At 64.6% G+C, this 18,445-nt stretch carries 16 protein-coding genes; 6 read left to right on the forward strand and 10 right to left on the reverse strand.

The genetic code is table 11. The features are described from left to right. Nucleotides 1-15: 15 nt before the first annotated feature. Nucleotides 16-1,785: an acyl-CoA dehydrogenase family protein gene (locus tag AC04SI_RS11560; protein ID WP_404277190.1), complete on the reverse strand. Its 1,770-nt coding sequence runs from the start codon at nt 1,783-1,785 to the stop codon at nt 16-18. Nucleotides 1,786-1,979: 194 nt separating this feature from the next. On the opposite strand from AC04SI_RS11560, the gene AC04SI_RS11565 reads away from it, so the two are divergent. Together AC04SI_RS11565 and AC04SI_RS11570 are read left to right on the forward strand one after the other, a co-directional pair. Beyond that, nucleotides 1,980-2,216 (forward strand): hypothetical protein, encoded by a 237-nt coding sequence (locus AC04SI_RS11565; protein WP_404277189.1) that lies wholly within the window; start codon nt 1,980-1,982, stop codon nt 2,214-2,216. A gap of 131 nt (nt 2,217-2,347) precedes the next feature. After that, a complete protein-coding gene (locus AC04SI_RS11570) occupies nt 2,348-3,463 on the forward strand; it encodes a glycoside hydrolase family 25 protein (protein WP_404277439.1) in 1,116 nt (371 codons plus the stop codon). A gap of 127 nt (nt 3,464-3,590) precedes the next feature. Here AC04SI_RS11570 and purD read toward each other — a convergent pair whose 3' ends face one another. Beyond that, nucleotides 3,591-4,874, reverse strand: a complete 1,284-nt coding sequence (gene purD / locus AC04SI_RS11575; RefSeq protein WP_488474231.1) for a phosphoribosylamine--glycine ligase — start codon at nt 4,872-4,874, stop codon at nt 3,591-3,593. Between the two features lie 162 nt (nt 4,875-5,036). Next, complete coding sequence (locus AC04SI_RS11580; protein ID WP_488474232.1) at nt 5,037-5,828, reverse strand: phytanoyl-CoA dioxygenase family protein; 792 nt, start codon at nt 5,826-5,828, stop codon at nt 5,037-5,039. A 90-nt stretch (nt 5,829-5,918) separates the two neighbouring features. Here AC04SI_RS11580 and AC04SI_RS11585 point away from each other — a divergent pair, with 90 nt between their 5' ends. After that, nucleotides 5,919-6,830, forward strand: coding sequence for a LysR family transcriptional regulator (locus AC04SI_RS11585; RefSeq protein ID WP_404277186.1), 912 nt, complete (start codon nt 5,919-5,921; stop codon nt 6,828-6,830). A gap of 51 nt (nt 6,831-6,881) precedes the next feature. Then, entirely contained in the window at nt 6,882-7,865 is a 984-nt protein-coding gene (gene ubiA / locus AC04SI_RS11590; RefSeq protein ID WP_488474233.1) for a 4-hydroxybenzoate octaprenyltransferase, read from the forward strand. Between the two features lie 114 nt (nt 7,866-7,979). Here ubiA and AC04SI_RS11595 read toward each other — a convergent pair whose 3' ends face one another. The 3 genes from AC04SI_RS11595 to AC04SI_RS11605 all read right to left on the reverse strand — a co-directional run bounded on the left by AC04SI_RS11595 (nt 7,980) and on the right by AC04SI_RS11605 (nt 11,186). Further along, nucleotides 7,980-8,588, reverse strand: coding sequence for a DUF6101 family protein (locus AC04SI_RS11595; protein WP_488474234.1), 609 nt, complete (start codon nt 8,586-8,588; stop codon nt 7,980-7,982). Nucleotides 8,589-8,771: 183 nt separating this feature from the next. Continuing rightward, nucleotides 8,772-10,202, reverse strand: coding sequence for an FAD-binding oxidoreductase (locus AC04SI_RS11600; RefSeq protein WP_488474235.1), 1,431 nt, complete (start codon nt 10,200-10,202; stop codon nt 8,772-8,774). 18 nt (nt 10,203-10,220) lie between these two features. Continuing rightward, nucleotides 10,221-11,186, reverse strand: a complete 966-nt coding sequence (locus AC04SI_RS11605) for an L-threonylcarbamoyladenylate synthase (protein WP_404277182.1) — start codon at nt 11,184-11,186, stop codon at nt 10,221-10,223. Nucleotides 11,187-11,351: 165 nt separating this feature from the next. Here AC04SI_RS11605 and AC04SI_RS11610 point away from each other — a divergent pair, with 165 nt between their 5' ends. Together AC04SI_RS11610 and AC04SI_RS11615 are read left to right on the forward strand one after the other, a co-directional pair. Next, nucleotides 11,352-11,834: a hypothetical protein gene (locus AC04SI_RS11610; RefSeq protein ID WP_404277181.1), complete on the forward strand. Its 483-nt coding sequence runs from the start codon at nt 11,352-11,354 to the stop codon at nt 11,832-11,834. A gap of 139 nt (nt 11,835-11,973) precedes the next feature. Further along, nucleotides 11,974-12,363, forward strand: coding sequence for a hypothetical protein (locus AC04SI_RS11615; RefSeq protein WP_404277180.1), 390 nt, complete (start codon nt 11,974-11,976; stop codon nt 12,361-12,363). A 175-nt stretch (nt 12,364-12,538) separates the two neighbouring features. Here the strand turns inward: AC04SI_RS11615 and AC04SI_RS11620 are convergent, their stop codons facing one another. The 4 genes from AC04SI_RS11620 to AC04SI_RS11635 form a co-directional block, all read right to left on the reverse strand. Beyond that, nucleotides 12,539-12,778 carry an ATPase gene (locus AC04SI_RS11620; protein WP_488474236.1) on the reverse strand — a complete coding sequence of 80 codons (240 nt, stop codon included), beginning with the start codon at nt 12,776-12,778 and terminating at the stop codon, nt 12,539-12,541. Nucleotides 12,779-12,933: 155 nt separating this feature from the next. Further along, entirely contained in the window at nt 12,934-15,102 is a 2,169-nt protein-coding gene (gene glyS / locus AC04SI_RS11625; protein ID WP_404277178.1) for a glycine--tRNA ligase subunit beta, read from the reverse strand. 402 nt (nt 15,103-15,504) lie between these two features. Beyond that, nucleotides 15,505-16,479, reverse strand: coding sequence for a glycine--tRNA ligase subunit alpha (locus AC04SI_RS11630; protein ID WP_006201989.1), 975 nt, complete (start codon nt 16,477-16,479; stop codon nt 15,505-15,507). Nucleotides 16,480-16,654: 175 nt separating this feature from the next. Further along, entirely contained in the window at nt 16,655-18,430 is a 1,776-nt protein-coding gene (locus AC04SI_RS11635; protein ID WP_488474237.1) for a tetratricopeptide repeat protein, read from the reverse strand. Nucleotides 18,431-18,445 lie beyond the last annotated feature (15 nt).

Consider the following 18,445-nt stretch of genomic DNA (forward strand, 5'->3'; position numbering starts at 1 on the left):
TTTTCCTTGTGAACGTCAGGCAGAAATGAGCGTCTTGCCGGCTGCGGCAAGGCTTTCGGCGCCGCCGACAACGCGCTCCTTCAAGGCGCGCGTCTCGCCAAGCAGGTTTTCGGCAAAGAAGCGGCAGAGCGCGACGCGGCCATGGTCGGCAAGCGCACCTTGCGCCAGATAGGCGCCGCCGGCGGCAAGCGAGATCAGCCGGAGATAGGGCGTGGCGCCGGCCAACGCCTCGTCCGAGCGTCCTTCCGCCAGCAACTTCTGCAGGAAGCGCGTGGCTTCGGATAGATCATCGAGCGCCTGATCCAGGCTATCGGCGGTGCGGCCAAAGCCCTCGACATTGGAGATCCGCACCGCGTCGGCTCCCGCCTTCAGTTCGCCGATATAGCGATGCACGTGCTCGCCGCCGCCGAGCGGCAGCTTGCGCGCCACCAGATCGATCGCCTGGATGCCGTTGGTGCCTTCGTAGATCGGCGCGATGCGGGCATCGCGGTAAAGGGCGGCAGCGCCCGTCTCCTCGATGAAGCCCATGCCGCCATGAACCTGGACGCCCAGCGACGCGACATCGACGCCGACATCGGTCGAAAAGGCCTTGGCCAGTGGCGTCAGCAGATTGGCGCGGTCGCGCCAGTTCGCGGCGGCCTCGCCCTCGGCGACACGGGCGCGGTCGATGGCATGCGCGCAGGAGTAGCTGATGGCTCGGGCGATCTGGGTCAGCGCCTGCATGGTCAGAAGGTTGCGCTGCACGTCGGGGTGATGGACGATCGGCGCCATACCCGCGCCAGCAAAGTCGGATGCCTTGCCCTGGCGGCGCTCATTGGCATAGGCGATCGCCTTCTGCGTCGCCGTCTCGGCCACCGCCACGCCCTGCATGCCAACGCAGAGCCGGGCATTGTTCATCATGGTGAACATGCAGGCGAGGCCCTTGTTCTCTTCGCCGATCAGCCAGCCGATGGCGCCGGGCTTGATCCCCTGGAAGCCGTCACCATAGATCATGGTGCAGGTGGGTGAGGCATGGATGCCGAGCTTGTGCTCCAGGCCGGAGCAGAAAACGTCGTTGCGCGCGCCGAGGGCACCATCGTCGCCGACCAGGAATTTCGGCACGAGGAACAGCGAGATGCCGCGCGTGCCGGCCGGCGCATCAGGCAGCCTTGCCAGCACCAGATGGATGATGTTGTCAGTGAAATCGTGCTCGCCATAGGTGATGAAGATCTTCTGGCCGAAGATGCGGTAGGTGCCGTCACCGGCCGGCTCGGCGCGGCTGCGCAAGGCGGCGAGGTCGGAACCGGCCTGCGGCTCGGTCAGGTTCATCGTGCCCATCCACTCGCCGGAAACGAGCTTTGCCAGATATTTGGCCTTCAGCGCCTCCGACGCGTGCTTGTCGAGCGCTTCGACCGCGCCCATGGTCAGGGTCGGGCCAATGCCGAAGGCCATGGCGGCGGAGTTCCACATTTCGAGCGCGGCGACGCCGAGCATGGTCGGCAGACCCTGGCCACCGAACTCTTCCGGTCCGGAGAGCGCATTCCAGCCGCCATCGATCCAGCGCCGGTAAAGCTCCTTCCAGCCTGGCGGCATGGTGACGGCGGCATCTTTCAGCACCGCGCCCCGCTCGTCGCCGATCTTGTAGAGCGGCGCCACTTCGTCGGTGGCGAAGCGGCCGGCCTCGGCCAGGATGGCATCGACAAGGTCCTCGCCGAGATCGCCGAACGTGCCGGCCTCCAGCGCCGGCTTCAGGCCGGCCACGTGCTTCAACGTGAAGGCGATGTCCTCGACCGGTGCCCGATACATGCCGCTATCCTCCTCAGCTTCCGCCAGCCGACCCTAGGGCCGGCGCGGCCGCAAAACCACTAGCCCTTCGCTCCCATCTTCTTTTTACGTAAACGTCAAACTTTGTCACGCGGATTTTGCAATCGCGGTGGCGCGTATTAGAATCGGGGTCAGCCCGGCATTCGGCCGGCGACAGATCGGAGCGGAACCCATCCATGCTCGCCAGACCCGACGCTTATCGCTGCATCGAATGCGGGCTGCCCTACCGGGCTGCGGGGTTCTGGTATCATCATGGCAAACTGGAGAACGGCGCCGCCTACTGGTCGGATCGCGGCATATTGTGCTCGCCGCAATGCTCTCTCGCCCACCATCGCAAGCGCGCGGCCGAAGGAACGCTGCCGCAGGAGCCGGCGCCCGATCCGTTCGAGATCCAGCCGCTGATACGCCGGTGACAGTCGGTTGCCGCGCTACAAAAGCAATTCCTTAACCATAGCGGTTCACCATCGGTATTTGGTCAGCGGGGACTCCCTGTTTGAAAACGCCGGCGCATCTTCTTCGCCGCTCAGCGCTCGCTCTCGCGGCGATGGTGGCGCTGACACTGGCAGCAAAGGCCTCGGATTTCTCCGAGCCGTGGAAGAATGCCGACCGCGCGCTGGTGATCGACGCCTACGAATACAATTCCATCGACTGGGGGCAGCTTGCCACCGACAAGCGCGTCGTCGGCTTCATCAACAAGGCCTCCGATGGGTTGCCGCCGCCCTATTTCTGCTCGGGTGACGAGACGGAAGTGCGGCTCTGCAAGGCGCTGTGGAAGCGTCATGCGGTGACGCGCGAACTGTTCCAGACGCGCAAGGTGGTGGCCAAGGCGCTCGGCCTGAAATGGGGCGCCTATCATCTTGCGCGTCCCGGCAATCCCGTCGAGCAAGCCAACAATTTCATCGATTTCGCCGAGCCGGCGCCGGACGAACTGATGGCGCTGGACCTCGAGGGCAACGACCCGACGCAGTGGATATCGCTGGAGGATGCCGAGGAGTTCGTGCGTCAGGTGCATCGGCGTGTTGGCCGCTTCCCGGTGCTCTACACCAACGGCAAGACCGCCCAGTACATTGCCGACAACCGCTACCAATACCGGCTCCTGTCGCGGCTGCCGCTCTGGTACGCCCGCTACAAGCCCGACATCGACGTGCATTTTCCGATGGGCAACTGGCAGGGTTACGCACTCTGGCAATTTTCGGCGCAAGCCAATTGCGGGCGCTTCCGCTGTCCCTACCGGGTGGCGGGCACGCCAAATGACATCGACGTCAATGTCGCGCCGATGAACGGCGACCAGTTGCGCGCGCAATGGGCCTTCGGCGGGCTGATCGATGTGCCGACGGACTATCTCGCCTCGATACCTGTGCCGGTCTCGCGCGCGGACGGGCTCGCCGGCAGATTCACCATCACCTACGCCGATGTGGCGACACCGCCGACATTCGAGGAAATGGTCTCGGTGCTCGGCGCGCGCTGGCAGAGATTCCGCGACGGCTTCCGCATGCCGGTGGTGAAGACGGTGCCGCGGCGTCCGCGCTTCGGCATTGCCGACTATGTCGCCTGGAAGCGGACCGAGCAGCGTTCAACCGCGCAGATCGAGGCCGCCTTCGCCGTGGCGGCCGACCCGGTCAGCACCGCCTCGACGGAACTGGATCGTCGCAGGCGCTGAAGGCTTGCCACCTGGGTGCGCGAGCCTAGAGCGGTTCAGCGTTTGATAGAATCGCTGCCCCGCTCTAAGTATTTGTTTTTACGTAATTCCGGACGGAAAACCGCTACGCACTTTTCCTGGAATTGCTCTAGTTGGCGCCAACCTTTTCGCGTGCCACCGCCTGCCAGCCAATGTCGCGGCGGCAGAAACCTTGCGGCCAATCGATGCGGTCGAGCGCGGCGTAAGCGCGTTTCTGCGCTTCGCCGACGGTTGCGCCGGTCGCGGTGACATTGAGCACCCGGCCGCCATTGGCAACCAGCGCGCCGCCATTGATGGCGGTGCCGGCGTGGAATATCTGGGCGCCGTCGCTGGCGGCTTCATCGAGGCCGCGGATGACCGAGCCTTTTTCCGGCGTGCCGGGATAGCCCCTCGCCGCCATCACCACGGTGAGCGCCGCTTCGTCGTGCCAGCGCACCGAGCTGTGCGCAAGCTGGCTGTCGACGGCGGCGTTGAGCAGCACCAGCAGGTCGTCCTTCAGCCGCATCATCAGCACCTGGCATTCCGGATCGCCGAACCGGGTGTTGTATTCGATCAGCTTCGGTCCCTTGTCCGTGATCATCAGCCCGGCAAAGAGAATGCCGGCAAACGGCGCGCCGAGTTCGGCCATGCCGTGCATGGTCGGCTCGATGATCTCGCGCATCGTGCGCTCGACCATGTCAGGCGTCATCACCGGCGCCGGCGAATAGGCGCCCATGCCGCCGGTGTTGGGGCCGGTATCGCCCTCGCCGACGCGCTTGTGGTCCTGCGCGGTGCCGAAGGGCAGCGCGGTGGTGCCGTCGCACAGGCAGAAGAAACTTGCCTCCTCGCCGGTGAGAAACTCCTCGACCACGACCTCGGCTCCGGCCGCGCCAAAGGAGCCGTCGAAACAGGCGTCGAGTGCTGCGAGCGCCTCGTCCAGCGTCATGGCCACGGTGACGCCCTTGCCGGCGGCCAGACCATCGGCCTTGATAACGATCGGCGCGCCCGTCTTTTCAACATAGGCTCTCGCTGAGACCAGGTCGCCAAAGCGGCCATAGGCGGCGGTCGGGATGTCGTACCTGGCGCAAAGGTCCTTGGTGAAACCCTTGGAGCCTTCGAGCCGCGCCGCCGCCTTGGACGGGCCGAAGACGTGGATGCCCCATGCGCGCAAATCGTCGGCAATGCCGGCCACCAGCGGCCCTTCCGGCCCGACCACGACCAGGTCGATTTTCTTCTCCTGGCAGAAGGCGGCGACAGCGGAGTGGTCGGCGATATCGAGCTTGACCAGTTCGGCTTCACGGCCAATGCCCGGATTGCCGGGCGACGCGTAGAGCTTTGTCAGCAGCGGCGAGGCGGCAATCTTCCAGGCGAGCGCATGTTCGCGGCCGCCCGAGCCGAGAAGAAGAACATTCATGGCTACCTCTTGCTGCCGATCGTCCTCGTCCAGAACCCGCTATTGGTCTCGGGGCGACGGGTCAAGGCGTCTCGACACTTTGGCAGCAATTGCGCACGGGAACATTGCCCGCCGATGGGATCGAGGAGGCAAGTTCGCGCCTGACGAAGGTGATCCGGCCGGTCAGCTCTGGAAGACGACCGGGAACCAGTCCTCGCGCAGTTTCTGCCCGGGCTTCATGTCATGGCCGAGATAGGGAGGAGACGTGCGGCCGGGTCGTTCGACATAGCGCGCATCGTCGCCGACCCAACGCAGCGACAGCGCCCGGCGCCGGGCCGCGGTCAAATTGCCGCGCGCGCCATGCGCGGTCCTGAAGTCGAACAGGATGGCGTCGCCCGGCTGCATCTCCCATTCGAGGACTTTCATCGAGGAATCCTTGTCGGGGTCGGGCACCGGCAAATAGTCGCCCTCGCCGGCGTAGAAATTGCTGTCGTCGAGCCAGCGCACCGGCAGGATCATCTTGTCCCATTTGTGCGAGCCGGCGATCAGCCGCAACGTCGCCTCCTTGACGGGATCGATGGGGATCCAGAAGCTCACCGTCTGCTGTCCGTCGACGAAATAATAGGGGATGTCCTGGTGCCAGGGCGTCGGTTTCTGCGTGCCCGGCTCCTTGACCAGCACATGGTCGTGGAAGAACTGGGCGCTGCGCGATTGCATCACAGCCGCCGCCAGTTCGGCGGCGGGCGAGTTCCGCACCACGTGGACGAATTCGGGAATGCGCTCCCAGTTGCAGTAATCGTCGAAGAAGCTGCCGCGGCCGTTGGCGATGTCGGAGGCGATGGCGCTGCGGTTCTGGATGTTGCGCTCGATGCCGGCGGCAATTGTCTCGACCCAGTCCTTGAAGGCGCCGCGGATGCAGACCGCGCCATCGCGCTGGTAATCGGCGATTGTCTCAGCATCGATCTGGGCGGCCATCGCAATTCTCCTTGGTTGATGGCCCGACTATCGCAGCCCCAGAACATCGCGTAAAATAATAACTTGTCATTTCGCTTATAGTTTTTCTCTATGAACCTGACCCTCACCCAGCTGCGTTATCTCGTCGCCGTGGCGCGCCATGGCAGCGTCACCGCGGCCGCAAGGATGCTGAACGTCTCACAGCCGTCGATCTCGGTGGCGATCGACAATGTCGAAGCGACGCTCGGCCAGAAATTGTTCGTGCGCCAGCGCGGCAGCGGCATTGCGCTGACCTCGTTCGGCCGCGGCGCGGTGGCCAAGGCAAAACAGGTGCTCGCCGAAGCAGACGAACTGATAGGGCTTGGGACGCGTGACGACGATGTCGCCGGCGAACTGGTGCTTGGCTGTTTCGAGGATCTGGCGCCCCATTTCGCGCCGGCGCTGATACGCTCGTTTGCGCAGCGCTGTCCTGCCGTCACCGTCATCGTCCGCGACGAGACCTTCGAGACGCTGGGACGGCGGCTGGGCGATTCCGCCATCGATCTCGGCCTCACCTACGATCTCGGCCTGCCGGCGCATTTCGCCCGCATCCTGCTGCACGAGCTGCGACCGCATGCGCTTCTGCCCCAGGGCCATGCGCTGGCCAGTCAGCCGACGGTCAGCCTCGCCGACCTTGCGGCGCATCCGCTGATCACCACCGACCAGCCGCACAGCTGGCAGCACATGCTGGACCTGTTCTTAAGCCGTGGCTTGTCGCCCACCGCCCATTCGACGACGAGTTCGTTCGAACTGCAGCGCAGCATGGTGGCCAACGGCTTCGGCGTCGCCGTCAGCTACACCAGGCCGCATGGCGACATGAGCTATGACGGCCTGCCGCTGGTGTGCAAGCCGCTGTCCGATCCGCTGCCCATGCAACGCATCATCCTTGCCCACGACACGCGCCAGCGGCTGTCGAAGGCGGCGCTGACGTTCACCGAGGTGGCGAAGGAATGGTTCTTTGGTCACGATGTTTTCACCGGGTGATGGTTTCGCCTGACGCTTGACGGCGCCCATCGCTGCTGCCACTCCAGCAGCATGGAACCCATCCAGTCGAAAGCAGCCCAGGGCCGTGTCGCCGATGCGCCGAGCGGCCATTGGGCCTACCGGGCGCTGCCGCGCTGGCTCTGGCCCTACGCGCAGCTTGCCCGCTGGGATCGGCCGATCGGCTGGCAGCTGCTGTTGTGGCCGTGCTGGTGGTCTGCCGCCCTTGCCGCCAGTGCCTATCCCCGCCCCGCGGATCCGCTGCTGACGCTGCTACCCGCGCCCTGGTATCTCCTGCTGTTCCTGATCGGCGCCATCGCCATGCGCGGCGCCGGTTGCACCTATAACGACCTGGTCGACGAGGACATCGACAACCAGGTCGAGCGCACGCGGTCGCGGCCGCTGCCGGCAGGCAAGGTGACGCGCAAGCAGGCCTGGGTGTTCCTCGTAATCCAGGCGCTGGTGGGCTTGGCAGTGCTCTTGCAGTTCAACAGTTTTGCCATTCCGCTCGGCATCGCCTCGCTCGCCGTGATCGCCATCTATCCGTTCATGAAGCGCTTCACCAACTGGCCGCAATTCGTGCTTGGCCTCGCCTTTTCCTGGGGCGCGCTGATGGGCTGGGCGGTGGAATTCGGCGATCTCGATGGCCCCGCCATCATGCTCTATATCGGCTCGATCCTGTGGGTGATCGGCTACGACACGATCTATGCGCATCAGGACAAGGAAGACGACGCCATCGTTGGCGTGCGCTCGACCGCGCGGCTGTTCCGTGACAACACCAAGATCTGGCTGGTCGGGCTCTACGGCGGGGCGCTCATCTGCTTCGCCATCGCTTTCGCCTCGGCACAGGCGCCGGTGCCGGCGCTGGCGGGGCTGATCGCCGCCGGCGCGCATATGGCACTGCAGATCGCCGTGCTCGACATCGACAATCCTGACCAATGCCTGCGGTTGTTCAGGTCGAACAACCAGGTCGGCTGGCTGATCTTCCTCGGCCTGATCGGCGGTTCGCTCTGGGTGGCGTTGAAGCCGCTGGTGTAAGGGCTTGTTTCCTTCTCCCCTTGTGGGAGAAGGTGGATCGGCGCGCAGCGCCGAGACGGATGAGGGGTGTTGGAAGGAATGAGGCGTTGGCTGGGTATCGCCGCCGTTAGTCAGTCAGCGTCTAGGCGGAGCGTTCCGCCAAGCTGGAACACCCCTCAACTCCCGCGCAATAATCTCCTGGCCGTCGACGACCAGCCTGAGGCCGAGATCGCCGGCCCTGCGGCGGGCGAGGAAGCGCGGACGGCGCATGGTCGAGGCGCGGCCCTTGCGGCGGTCCTGCGGCGGCAGCGCCTTGATGGCGGCGCCGAGCGATTCCTCCAGCGTGCGGGCGATGCCGTCGGCCTCGATCAGCAGCATCGGCAGACGGTAGGCGTCGGCCCAGGCGCGCCAGTCGGCAGCGACGTCGTCGAGATCGTCGGCCACCAGCAGCGGCACCGACAGCATCGGATCATTGTGCAGGAGCTCGAGCGTCACTGTGACGTTGCCATCCGGATCCTCCATCGCGCGGGCGGCGACGCCACGAAACGCGTTGGCGGGCAGCGCGATGATCGCCGGCACGCCGCTCATCTCCAGCATGCGGCGAATGACGGCGCCACGCTGGTCGATGGTGAAGGTAACGTCGCCATAGTCGTCGCGCGTCGCATAGGTCACCATCTGCGGCAGGCGGAATGGGTCGAGACGCATGTTACGTCCGGCCCAGACTGGCTTCAGTCCAGTGTTCATCGATTGCCTTCCTGTTACTCCTGAGGGCCGTTTTCCGGTTCTCTCCGGGCCGGTTTTTCCGGCCTCGTTTATGCAGGAATATTAGCGCCGGCTTCTTACCGCCGCGCTTAAGAAAGTCGGTTAAATTTTGCTGATCTCAGGCGATGGTTATCGGAATGCAACCAACACAACATGTTGGAAGGATCAGATAACCTTACTGGGATTCATGATGCCGGCCGGGTCGAAGACAGCCTTGACCCGACGCATCAAATCGATCGCCATCGGCGGCGCCGTAGCGATCAGTTCATCGCGCTTCAGCTGGCCGATGCCATGCTCGGCCGAGATCGAGCCGTGGAAGGAGCGCACGACATCGTGCACGGCCTTGTTCATGGTGTGGTAGAGACCGAGGAAGGCCTCGTCGTCGCCATCCACCGGCCGGGAGATGTTGTAGTGGAGGTTGCCGTCGCCCATATGGCCGAAGCAGACGACGCGCGCATCGGGGCTGATCGAAGCGACCGCGACGGCGGCTTTTCCGATGAATTCGGGGATCGATGATATCGGCACGGAAATGTCGTGCTTGATCGAGGCGCCTTCGGGTTTCTGGCACTCGGGCAGCACCTCGCGGAAATTCCAGAAGGCGTCGCCCTGGGCCAGGCTTGCCGCGATCACCGCGTCGTCGACGATGCCCTGCTCCAGCCCGGCCGACAGCACCTCCTCGATCAGCGCCCTGCCGTCCTCTTCCGAACGGCCCGAGGACACCTGCATCAGCACATACCAGGGCCAGTCCCCTGCCAGCGGCCGGGTAACGCCTTGCGCATGCTTCAGCGTGTAGTCGTAAGGCCTCTTGGCGATCAGCTCGAACGCGGTGAGCGAAGCACCGGCCCGGTCCATCGCCAGGCCGAACAGGGAGAGCGCGGCCTCGGGTGACGACAGGCCGGCGAATGCCACTTCCCTACCCTTCGGCTTGGGGAAGAGTTTCAGCACGGCGGCGGTGATGATGCCCAAAGTGCCTTCGGCGCCGACGAACAGGTTCTTCAGATCGTAGCCGGTGTTGTCCTTCTTCAATTTGCGCAGATCGTCGAACACCTCGCCGGTCGGCAGCACCACTTCGACGCCGAGGCAGAGCTCGCGCGCATTGCCGTAGGCAAGCACGCCGGTGCCGCCGGCGTTGGACGACAGATTGCCGCCGATCTGGCAGGAGCCTTGTGCTGCCAGCGACAGCGGAAACAGCCGGCCGGCAGCGTCGGCCGCTTCCTGCAGCGTCTGCAGGATAACACCGGCCTCGACAGTCACGGTGTTAGAAAAGACATCGATCTCGCGGATGCGATTGAGCCGCGACAAGGACAACACGATCTCGCGGCCTGAAGCGTCCGGCACCTGAGCGCCGACCAGCCCGGTGTTGCCGCTCTGTGGCACGACCGGCGTGGCGGTCTCGGTCGCCAGCCGCATGATGCGGCTGACCTCCTCGACGCTGCCCGGCCGCAGCACCAGCGCCGTCCGGCCGTGCCACAGGCCGCGGCGCTCAGTGAGGTAGGGCGCGATATCACGCTGGTCGCGCAACGCATAGTTCTCGCCGACGATTGCGGCGAAGCGGTCGATGAGGGCGGGGGCGAGATCGGAGGGGGCGTCGTTCATGGGCAGAAACTATGGCCCTCAATCGGCCTTGTCACGTGGGGCGGCGGCACGAAAGAGCCGGTCGTTGATCGCCTCGCCCAGCCCGTCGAACGGGATCGGCTCGACGGCAATGGTCGTGGCGCCGCTCTGGTCGAGCGCCTGCAGATGGGCAAACAGGTTGGTGGCCGCTTCGCGCAGGTCGCCGCTCTCGGACAGGTTGCGCAGGGCGATGGCATCCTGCCAACCTCCGGCGCGGCGTTTGCCGAAGGCGAGCAGCGCTTCGCCGCCGGCGACTTGGCCCGCATTGAGCCGCACCGCGGCACCTGGCGCATAGTGCGAGGCGAGCATGCCGGGCGCCTCGATGCCAGTGACCGCGCCGCGCAGCAGCTTGACGCCGGCCACCGCCTCGATGTCCTCGGCAGCAACGCCGCCGGGCCTCAGCAAGCGCAAGTCTTCGCCCTCGACCTTGACGATGGTGGATTCCAGCCCGACCGGCGTCGCACCGCCATCGACGACCAGCCTGATTTTCGCGCCGAGGTCGGCCGCCACGGCCTCCGCCGTGGTGGCGCTGATCCTGCCCGAAGAATTGGCGCTGGGCGCGGCCAGCGGGCGGCCGAGCCTGGCGATCAGCTCGCCGCCAAAACCCCGGGGCATGCGCAACGCGATCGTGTCCAACCCTGCCGTGACCAGCGGATGGATGCCGTTGCCGGACCGTTGCGGCAGCACCAGCGTCAGCGGCCCCGGCCAGAATGCCTCGGCCAACCTTTTCGACAGCGGATCAAAGACGGCAATGCGCTCGGCCATGGCGATATCGGCGACATGAGCGATCAGCGGGTTGAAGCGCGGGCGACCCTTGGCCTCGAAGATGCGCGCGACGCCGATGCCGTTGGTGGCATCGGCGGCCAGCCCGTAGACGGTCTCGGTCGGGATGGCGACGACATCGCCGCCTTCAAGCAGCGCCAGCGCCCGCTCCATCGCCTCGCCGACGGCAAGTATCTCAGCCAATCTCGTCACCTCTGCAGATGCCGGGCTGCGTAATACGGCGGCGTCCACGGGGCAAGTCCGGGCGTTGGCGAATTATCAATCCCTAAAATGCTACGCTTTCGTGCAAGCGGACATCAATCCCCCGGGAATAGGATGCCGGCTCCAAGGGTTTGGGGAGTTTTCATCGTGTCGAAGCGCATGCTTGCAATGCTTGGCATCGGTCTGGCGGCAACGGCCGGCGGGGCGCATGCCTCGTCCATTCTCGTCCTCGGCGCGTCGACCTCGACGCCATCCGTGGTCAAGCTCGGAGCGGCCGAGCCGATGAAGATCGCCTCGGCGCCATCGGTCGTGGCGCTGGGCGAGGCCGTGCCCGACGTCACCAATGAGAAGGTGGCGGCGATCCCCGAAAAGCCTCACATACAGAGCCCGATGATCATTCGCGGCGGCATCGTCGGCGGCGCCTTCGCAACGCCCGCCGCCGCACCGGCCAAGGCCACTGCCGCCGCCGAACCGGCAGCGGGAGACACCAAGCCCGCGGCAGGCACCAAACCCGCGCCAGACGGCAAGCCGGCGGCGACTGCCTCGAACGGCGAGCAACAACCCGCGCCGCAGCCAGAACCGACAGCAGCGCAGCCGTCACCGATAGCCCCTGTCGGAAAAGCCATGTAAGCTGCCGGCGGAGGCGGGTCGGGTTGTCCGGCGTAGGCATCCGGAGTGCGATCCTCTTCTCCAGTCTCTTTGTCGCGGCCGGCTCGAATTTGCTCGAGCGGCTCCGGCAGGCGAAGTCGGGGTTTCAAAGGGGGCATTCATGAACAAGGCAAGAGCGTTTGCCGTCGCCGGGCTGTTGCTGGCGTCGGCGCTGGGCACAAGTGCGGCGAAGGCCGACGACATGCTCGGATCCTATGTCGCGCGCATTTCCGAACGCGACCATCACGCCAGCGACGGCTTTGCGCTGGACAGTGCCGCGCAGATGGTGAGGCAGGACCGCGCCAACTGGCACAAGTTCCACCGACGCGACAGCGACGACGAGGGCGACGGCTGGTTCAAAAGCAATGACGACCGCGCGGATCTGCAACGCATGCTGGAGCGCGGCGGCGCAATGAGTTCCTCGACAAGGCGCGCCATCGTCAATGGCGAACCGCTGATCCAGGTCGATGTCTATTCACGCAGCGTGCGTGTCAGCATCCTGGAGGACTGACTAGACTGACCAAGTCAGCTTTGGAAGACAACGCAAAGAGGGCGGCGCACAAGCGCCGCCCTCTTCGCAACTCGGCCTGCGGAAATGGCTCAGGCCGCCTCTTCCTTGTCGTCGTCCTCTTCGTTCTCTTCGTCCTCGGACTCGTCTTTTTCGCCAGCGTCGCCGCCTTCGGCCTTCACGCTGTCTTCGTCTTCGTCTTCGTATCGCCGTCCTCATCCTCGTCGTCCGAGAGGGTGGCTTTCTTGCCGGCGTCCTCGCCGTCTTCGTCGTCGCCATCCTCCTCGTCGTCGGACGGATCGGCGGCTTCAACCGCGGCGGCGGCAGCCTGGTCGAGGATGTTGTCGGAAGCGGATTCGGTCGCCTCGGCGGCGGCCGGCGTCTCTTCAGTCACTTCGATGTCGTGAGCGGAATTCATGGGAGCCTCCGTGGGGTTGGGGAACATGTCAGTTCTGCCACGGGGAGATCATCGCCATATGACTGTAAGTCGGCTCGAATGGCCGGCCGGCCAGAATTTTTCAGCTGCTTTGTTTGAGCATGACTTTTGCCCGAACCGAGGTTCGGGATCATGCTCTAGCCGGCGATCCTGGAGAAGTCCGCGACCTTACCGGTCGCGGCGCGGATGCGGGCAAGCAACGCCAGGCGGTTGGCGCGCACGGCCTGATCCTCATCATTCACGAGAACGCGTTCAAAGAATGAATCAACCGGTTCACGCAAAACACTAAGCGCCAGCATGGCGGCGGAAAAGTCTTCGTTTTGAATCGTTTCGCCGGCTTGCCTCTCGGCCTGATTCACCGCCGCAAACAGCATTTTCTCGGCATCCTCGCGAAACAGCGCCGGCTCAACAGTCTCGGCGACCTGCGTTTTCTTCTTCTCCTCGGCCGCCAGAATGTTCGCCGCGCGCTTGGTTCCGGCCAGCAGGTTCTTTCCATTCTCGCTGTCGAGGAAGGAGCCGAGCGCTTCGACGCGGCGGACGATCTGCAGGAGGTCGTCGGACTGCGGCGTGATGACAGCATCGATCAGATCATGCCGTGCGCCCTGGTCGCGGAGGTAGACCTTCAGGCGGTCGTGGAAGAACGACAGGAGGTCGGAGCCATTGGCCCCGCCAGCCTTCGACGCGAGATAATCCGCCACTTCGTAGGCGCTTTCGAAGGTGGGTGTCAGTGGCAGCCGGATGCCATTCTCGACCACAATCCTCACCACGCCCAGTGCCGCCCTGCGCAGCGCATAGGGATCCTTGGACCCCGTCGGCTTTTCATCGATCGCCCAGAAGCCAACCAGCGTGTCGAGCTTGTCGGCGAGCGCCACGGCAATTGAAACAGAGTCGGTCGGCACGCGGTCGGACGGGCCTTGCGGCTTGTAGTGCTCCTCGATGGCAGCGGCGACGGAAGGATGCTCGCCCTGCAGCAGCGCATATTTGCGGCCCATGGCGCCCTGCAATTCCGGAAACTCGCCGACCACCTCGGTTGTGAGATCAGCCTTAGCAAGCATGGCTGCACGGCGCGCCAGCGCGGGATCGGCGCCGACGATCGGCGCCAACTCTTCGGCCAGCTTCTTGATCCGCTCCACGCGCTCGCCTTGCGTGCCGAGCTTGGCGTGGAAGGTGACGCCGAGATGGTCGAGGCGGGCCATGCGCTGGTCGAGCGGCTTTTTGAGATCAAGCCCGAACTTCTCCGCCGATGCCTTGAGCTGGTCGAGATCGGGCAGATCGCCCTGATCGGTCTTCCAGAAATACAGCGCATCGGAGAGGCGCGCGCGCACCACCTTGCCGTTGCCGTAGGCAATCTCCTTGCCGCCGTCCTTCGCCTCGATGTTGGCGGTGAGGATGAAGCGGTTGGACAGATCCTCGACGGCGCCCTGCGGCCGGCTGACGAAGCACTTCTGGTTGGCGCGGATGGTGAGCCTGATGACCTCGGCGGGAATGGCGAGGAAATCCTGCTCGAACTCGCCCATCAGCACGACCGGCCATTCAACCAGGCCGGACACTTCCTCCAGCAGCCCCTCATCCTCGACCAGGTCGAGGCCGTTGGCGAAGGCGAGGTTGCGCGCATCGGCCAGAATGATCTCCTTGCGGCGGTCGGCGTCGAGCACGACCTTGGCCGCTTCCAGCTTCGACACGTAGTCGTCAAAGCGGCGCACGGTGATTTCGCCCGGCGCATGGAAACGGTGGCCGTAGGTGACGTTGCTCGAGCGGATGCCGTCGATCTCGAAATCGACCACCACCGGCTCTTCGGTCTCAGGACCGAAGGTGCAGAGGATCGACTGCAGCGGCCGCACCCAGCGCAACGAGCCCGGCTTTGCCGAGGCCGGCCCCCAGCGCATCGATTTCGGCCAGGGGAAGCCGCGGATGATGCCCGGCACCAGTTCGGCGATGATCGCCTCCGCCGCCCTGCCCGGCTTCGAAATGTGGGCGACATAAAAATCGCCCTTCTTCGGGTCGGAGTTGACATGCGCCTCGGCAATCGAGGCAAGGCCTGCCTTGCGCAGAAAACCCTGGACCGCTTGTTCCGGCGCCGAGGTCGCTGGGCCCTTGATCTCTTCGTGGATGTCCTTCGAGCGCGCGGTCAGGCCGCGAATGTCGAGCGCCAGCCGCCGCGGCGTCCAGTACTCGCGCGCCGCCTCATAGGTCAGCCCGGCCTCAACCAGACCGTCGGTCAGCATCTTCCTGAGGTCGCCCGCCGCCTTGCGCTGCATGCGCGCGGGGATTTCCTCGGAGCGAAGTTCCAGAAGCAGGTCAGGCATAGCAAGGGCTCGCGCGGCAAGAAGGTCCGGGGCGGGGCATAGCAACTCGGCTGGCCGCTGTCACCCTGCATGCCGATCGCCTGTTCGACCTATTTCCGGAAATTTTCATGGCTGTTGTCGGGACGGAGGGAGCCCGCCCGTCCTTAGGGCAGAAAATTCCCATGAACCAAACGCAGCGCTGAAGCGACCAACGCTCAGGCAGGGAACTATTGGCTGAACGATCGTGAAAACGGCATCAAGACTTTTGCAGATCCTCGCACTTAGCGCTTGCTTCGCCGCGCAGGCTCACGGTGCTTTCTCGATGCCGGGTGTCAGGCAAGCGCTGCGGACAATGGCAGGCCCGAGTGGCCAGATCCTCTCCCCGATCGCCGCGCCTCTCGAAATGATGAAGCGCGTCTGATCTCAGGCGGCCAGCCCGCCAGCCTGCGTCAGCAAGAACGCCTCGCCGCAGGCTTTCGCCAGATTACGCACCCGCAGAATGTAGCTTTGCCGCTCCGTGACTGAAATCACGCCGCGGGCGTCGAGCAGGTTGAAGACGTGGCTGGCCTTGATGCACTGGTCGTAGGCCGGCAGGACCATGCGGTGCATCGCCAGATTGTCGTTCGAAGCCGGCGCGCCCGCATCGAGCAGCGCCTTGCACTCGGTTTCGGCGTCCTCGAAATGCCTGAGCAGCATCGCCGTGTCGGCATGTTCGAAATTGTGGCGCGAATATTCCTGCTCGGCCTGCAGGAAGACATCGCCATAGGTGACCTTCTCGGCGCCGTCGCGGCCGTTGAAATTGAGGTCGTAGACATTGTCGACGCCCTGCACATACATGGCCAGCCGCTCCAGCCCGTAGGTGAGTTCGCCCGCCACCGGCGCGCATTCGATGCCGCAGACCTGCTGGAAATAGGTGAACTGCGAGACTTCCATGCCGTCGCACCAGCACTCCCAGCCGAGCCCCCAGGCGCCCAGCGTCGGGCTTTCCCAGTCGTCCTCGACGAAGCGGATGTCGTGCAGCAGCGGGTCGACGCCGATCGCCTTGAGCGAGCCGAGATAGAGCTCCTGCAAATTGGGCGGGTTGGGCTTCAGGATCACCTGATACTGGTAGTAGTGCTGCAGTCGGTTCGGGTTCTCGCCGTAGCGCCCATCCTTGGGCCGGCGCGAGGGTTGCACGTAGGCGGCGTTCCAGCGCTTTGGCCCCAGTGCGCGCAGCGTCGTTGCCGGATGGAAGGTGCCGGCGCCGACCTCCATGTCGTAAGGCTGGAGGATGACGCAACCATAGTCCGCCCAATAATTGTGCAAGGTCAGGATCAGCCCCTGGAAGGAGCGGCTGGGATGCATATGGGTTGGGATGTCGATCGTCACGGCGGCCTCGGAAAGCGCGGAATGAAGCATTCCCTAGTTGCCGGGCCGGCGAGCGTCAAGGCGGGGTACCGCGCGCCACTCTCCCGACCAGACTTCGTCGGGCCACCCTCCCGGGGTATCGGCGCCAGCACCTCGGCGGTTCCAGCTCTTCTGAAAACAAAAACGGGGCTCAACGAGCCCCGTTTTGCAGACAATGTCGAGATCCTTACCCCTTCGGCGCGGGCGTCGGCTCCGGCTTGACCTTCGGAGTCTCCTGCGCCGTGTTGGATTCGATCGGCGGCAGGCCTTTCAACAGCTTCTGCTGCACGGCGGCAAGCACATCGGAGTCCGGCTTCAGGTCGCGCGCCTGATTCCACTGAAAAGTGGCTTCCAGCTTGCGGCCGACGCGCCAGTAGGCGTCGCCGAGATGGTCGTTCAGCACCGGATCTTCCGGCTTCAGCGACACGGCACGCTCCATTTCACGCACGGCGTCGTCGAACCTACCAAGGCGGAAATAGGCCCAACCCAGCGAATCGACGATGTAGCCGTCGCTTGGCCGCAGATCGACGGCCTTCTGGATCATCGCCAGGCCTTCCTTGAGATTCATGTTCATGTCGACCCAGGAATAGCCGAGATAGTTCAGAACCTGAGGCTGGTTGGGAAGCAGTTCCAGCGCCTTGCGGAAATTCGGCTCCGCCTTCGGCCATTCCTTCAGCCGCTCATAGGCGATGCCGCGCTGGTAGAAAATGTTCCAGTTGGCGCTGGTCGGCGTCTTCAGCACCTCGACCGCCTTGTCGTAGAGATTGGCGGCGGAGCGGAAATCGTCCTTGGAGGAATAGACGCCACCAAGCGCCAGATAGGCACGCATGTCGCCTGGATGCTTGTCGACGAAGGCTTTCAGATGAGCGATCGCCTCTTCGTGGCGGTCGAGATCGGCGAGGTTGAGGCCGAGCTGCAGGTCGGAAAGTTCCTTCAGCGGCGAAGAATTGGGAATACGGCGATAGAGCGCGATCGCGCCCTCACCGTCCTTCAGCTGCTCGGCGACAGCGGCGAGCTGCACCAGGGCGGCATCGCTGTTGGGCTTGAGCGCCAGCGCATATTGCAGATAGAGGCGGACGAACGGCTCGCCGCCGCCACGGTTGAGCGCAGTGGCGAGGTCAAGCAGGATCTCGGAGGCACCCTCGGATGGGCCGGCGACGAGAGGCTCGATCTTGTCGCCCTTGTTGATCCTGTCGCGAAGCGTCGTGATTTCCAGCTTGCCCGGCGCAAACGCCTCGGCCTGGTCGAGAACCGAAAGCGCCTTGGCCTTGTCGCCCTTGCGGGACAGGAAGGAGGCATAGGCCTGCGCGTTGCGCATCCACGTCTCGGGCGCAGCGCCGCCGGCGGCAGTGTCTGCCAAGGTCGCGGCGTAGATTTGATCGGCCTTTTCGGGCAGGCCCGCGACGTCGGCGATCAAAGCGCGATGGTAGGATTTGAACAGGCCGAACCAGTCCGGCCCTTGCAGCTTGTCGATGAACGCCATGGCGTCGCCGGGCTCACCAGCGCCTTCCATGGCCCAGCCGCTCATCACCCCGGACAGAAGCCGGTCGAGATCGGATTCGAGCGACAGCTTGAGCCAGTATTGCGCCTTGGTGAAATCCTTCTTGTGGAAGGAATCAATGGCCAGCGCCATGCGCGAGAAGCGCTCGACATCGGGCACTTCCTTGAGCTTGTCGGCATAGACCAGGGATTCCTCGAAGCGGCCTTGCGCGATCAGCGACAGCATCAGGCTCTGCTGCAGCGCCGTGTCGCCGGGCGCGAAGGCGAGCGCCTGCTTGTAGTAGGCGATGGCGCTATCGAGGTCGTTGTCGCCCTCGGCGATCCGCGCGGCGAGATAGGCCCCCGAGAAAGATGTGATCCTGACCGGCTCGCTGGTTTCCTTGGCATGCGACGGCAGAGCCGAGATCGCCATGCCCGCCACAATTGCCAGCCCTGTGAGCCAGCGCGCACGTCCTTGCCGCATCGTATCCCTTTCAGC

Source organism: Mesorhizobium sp. CNPSo 4689, assembly GCF_057784325.1.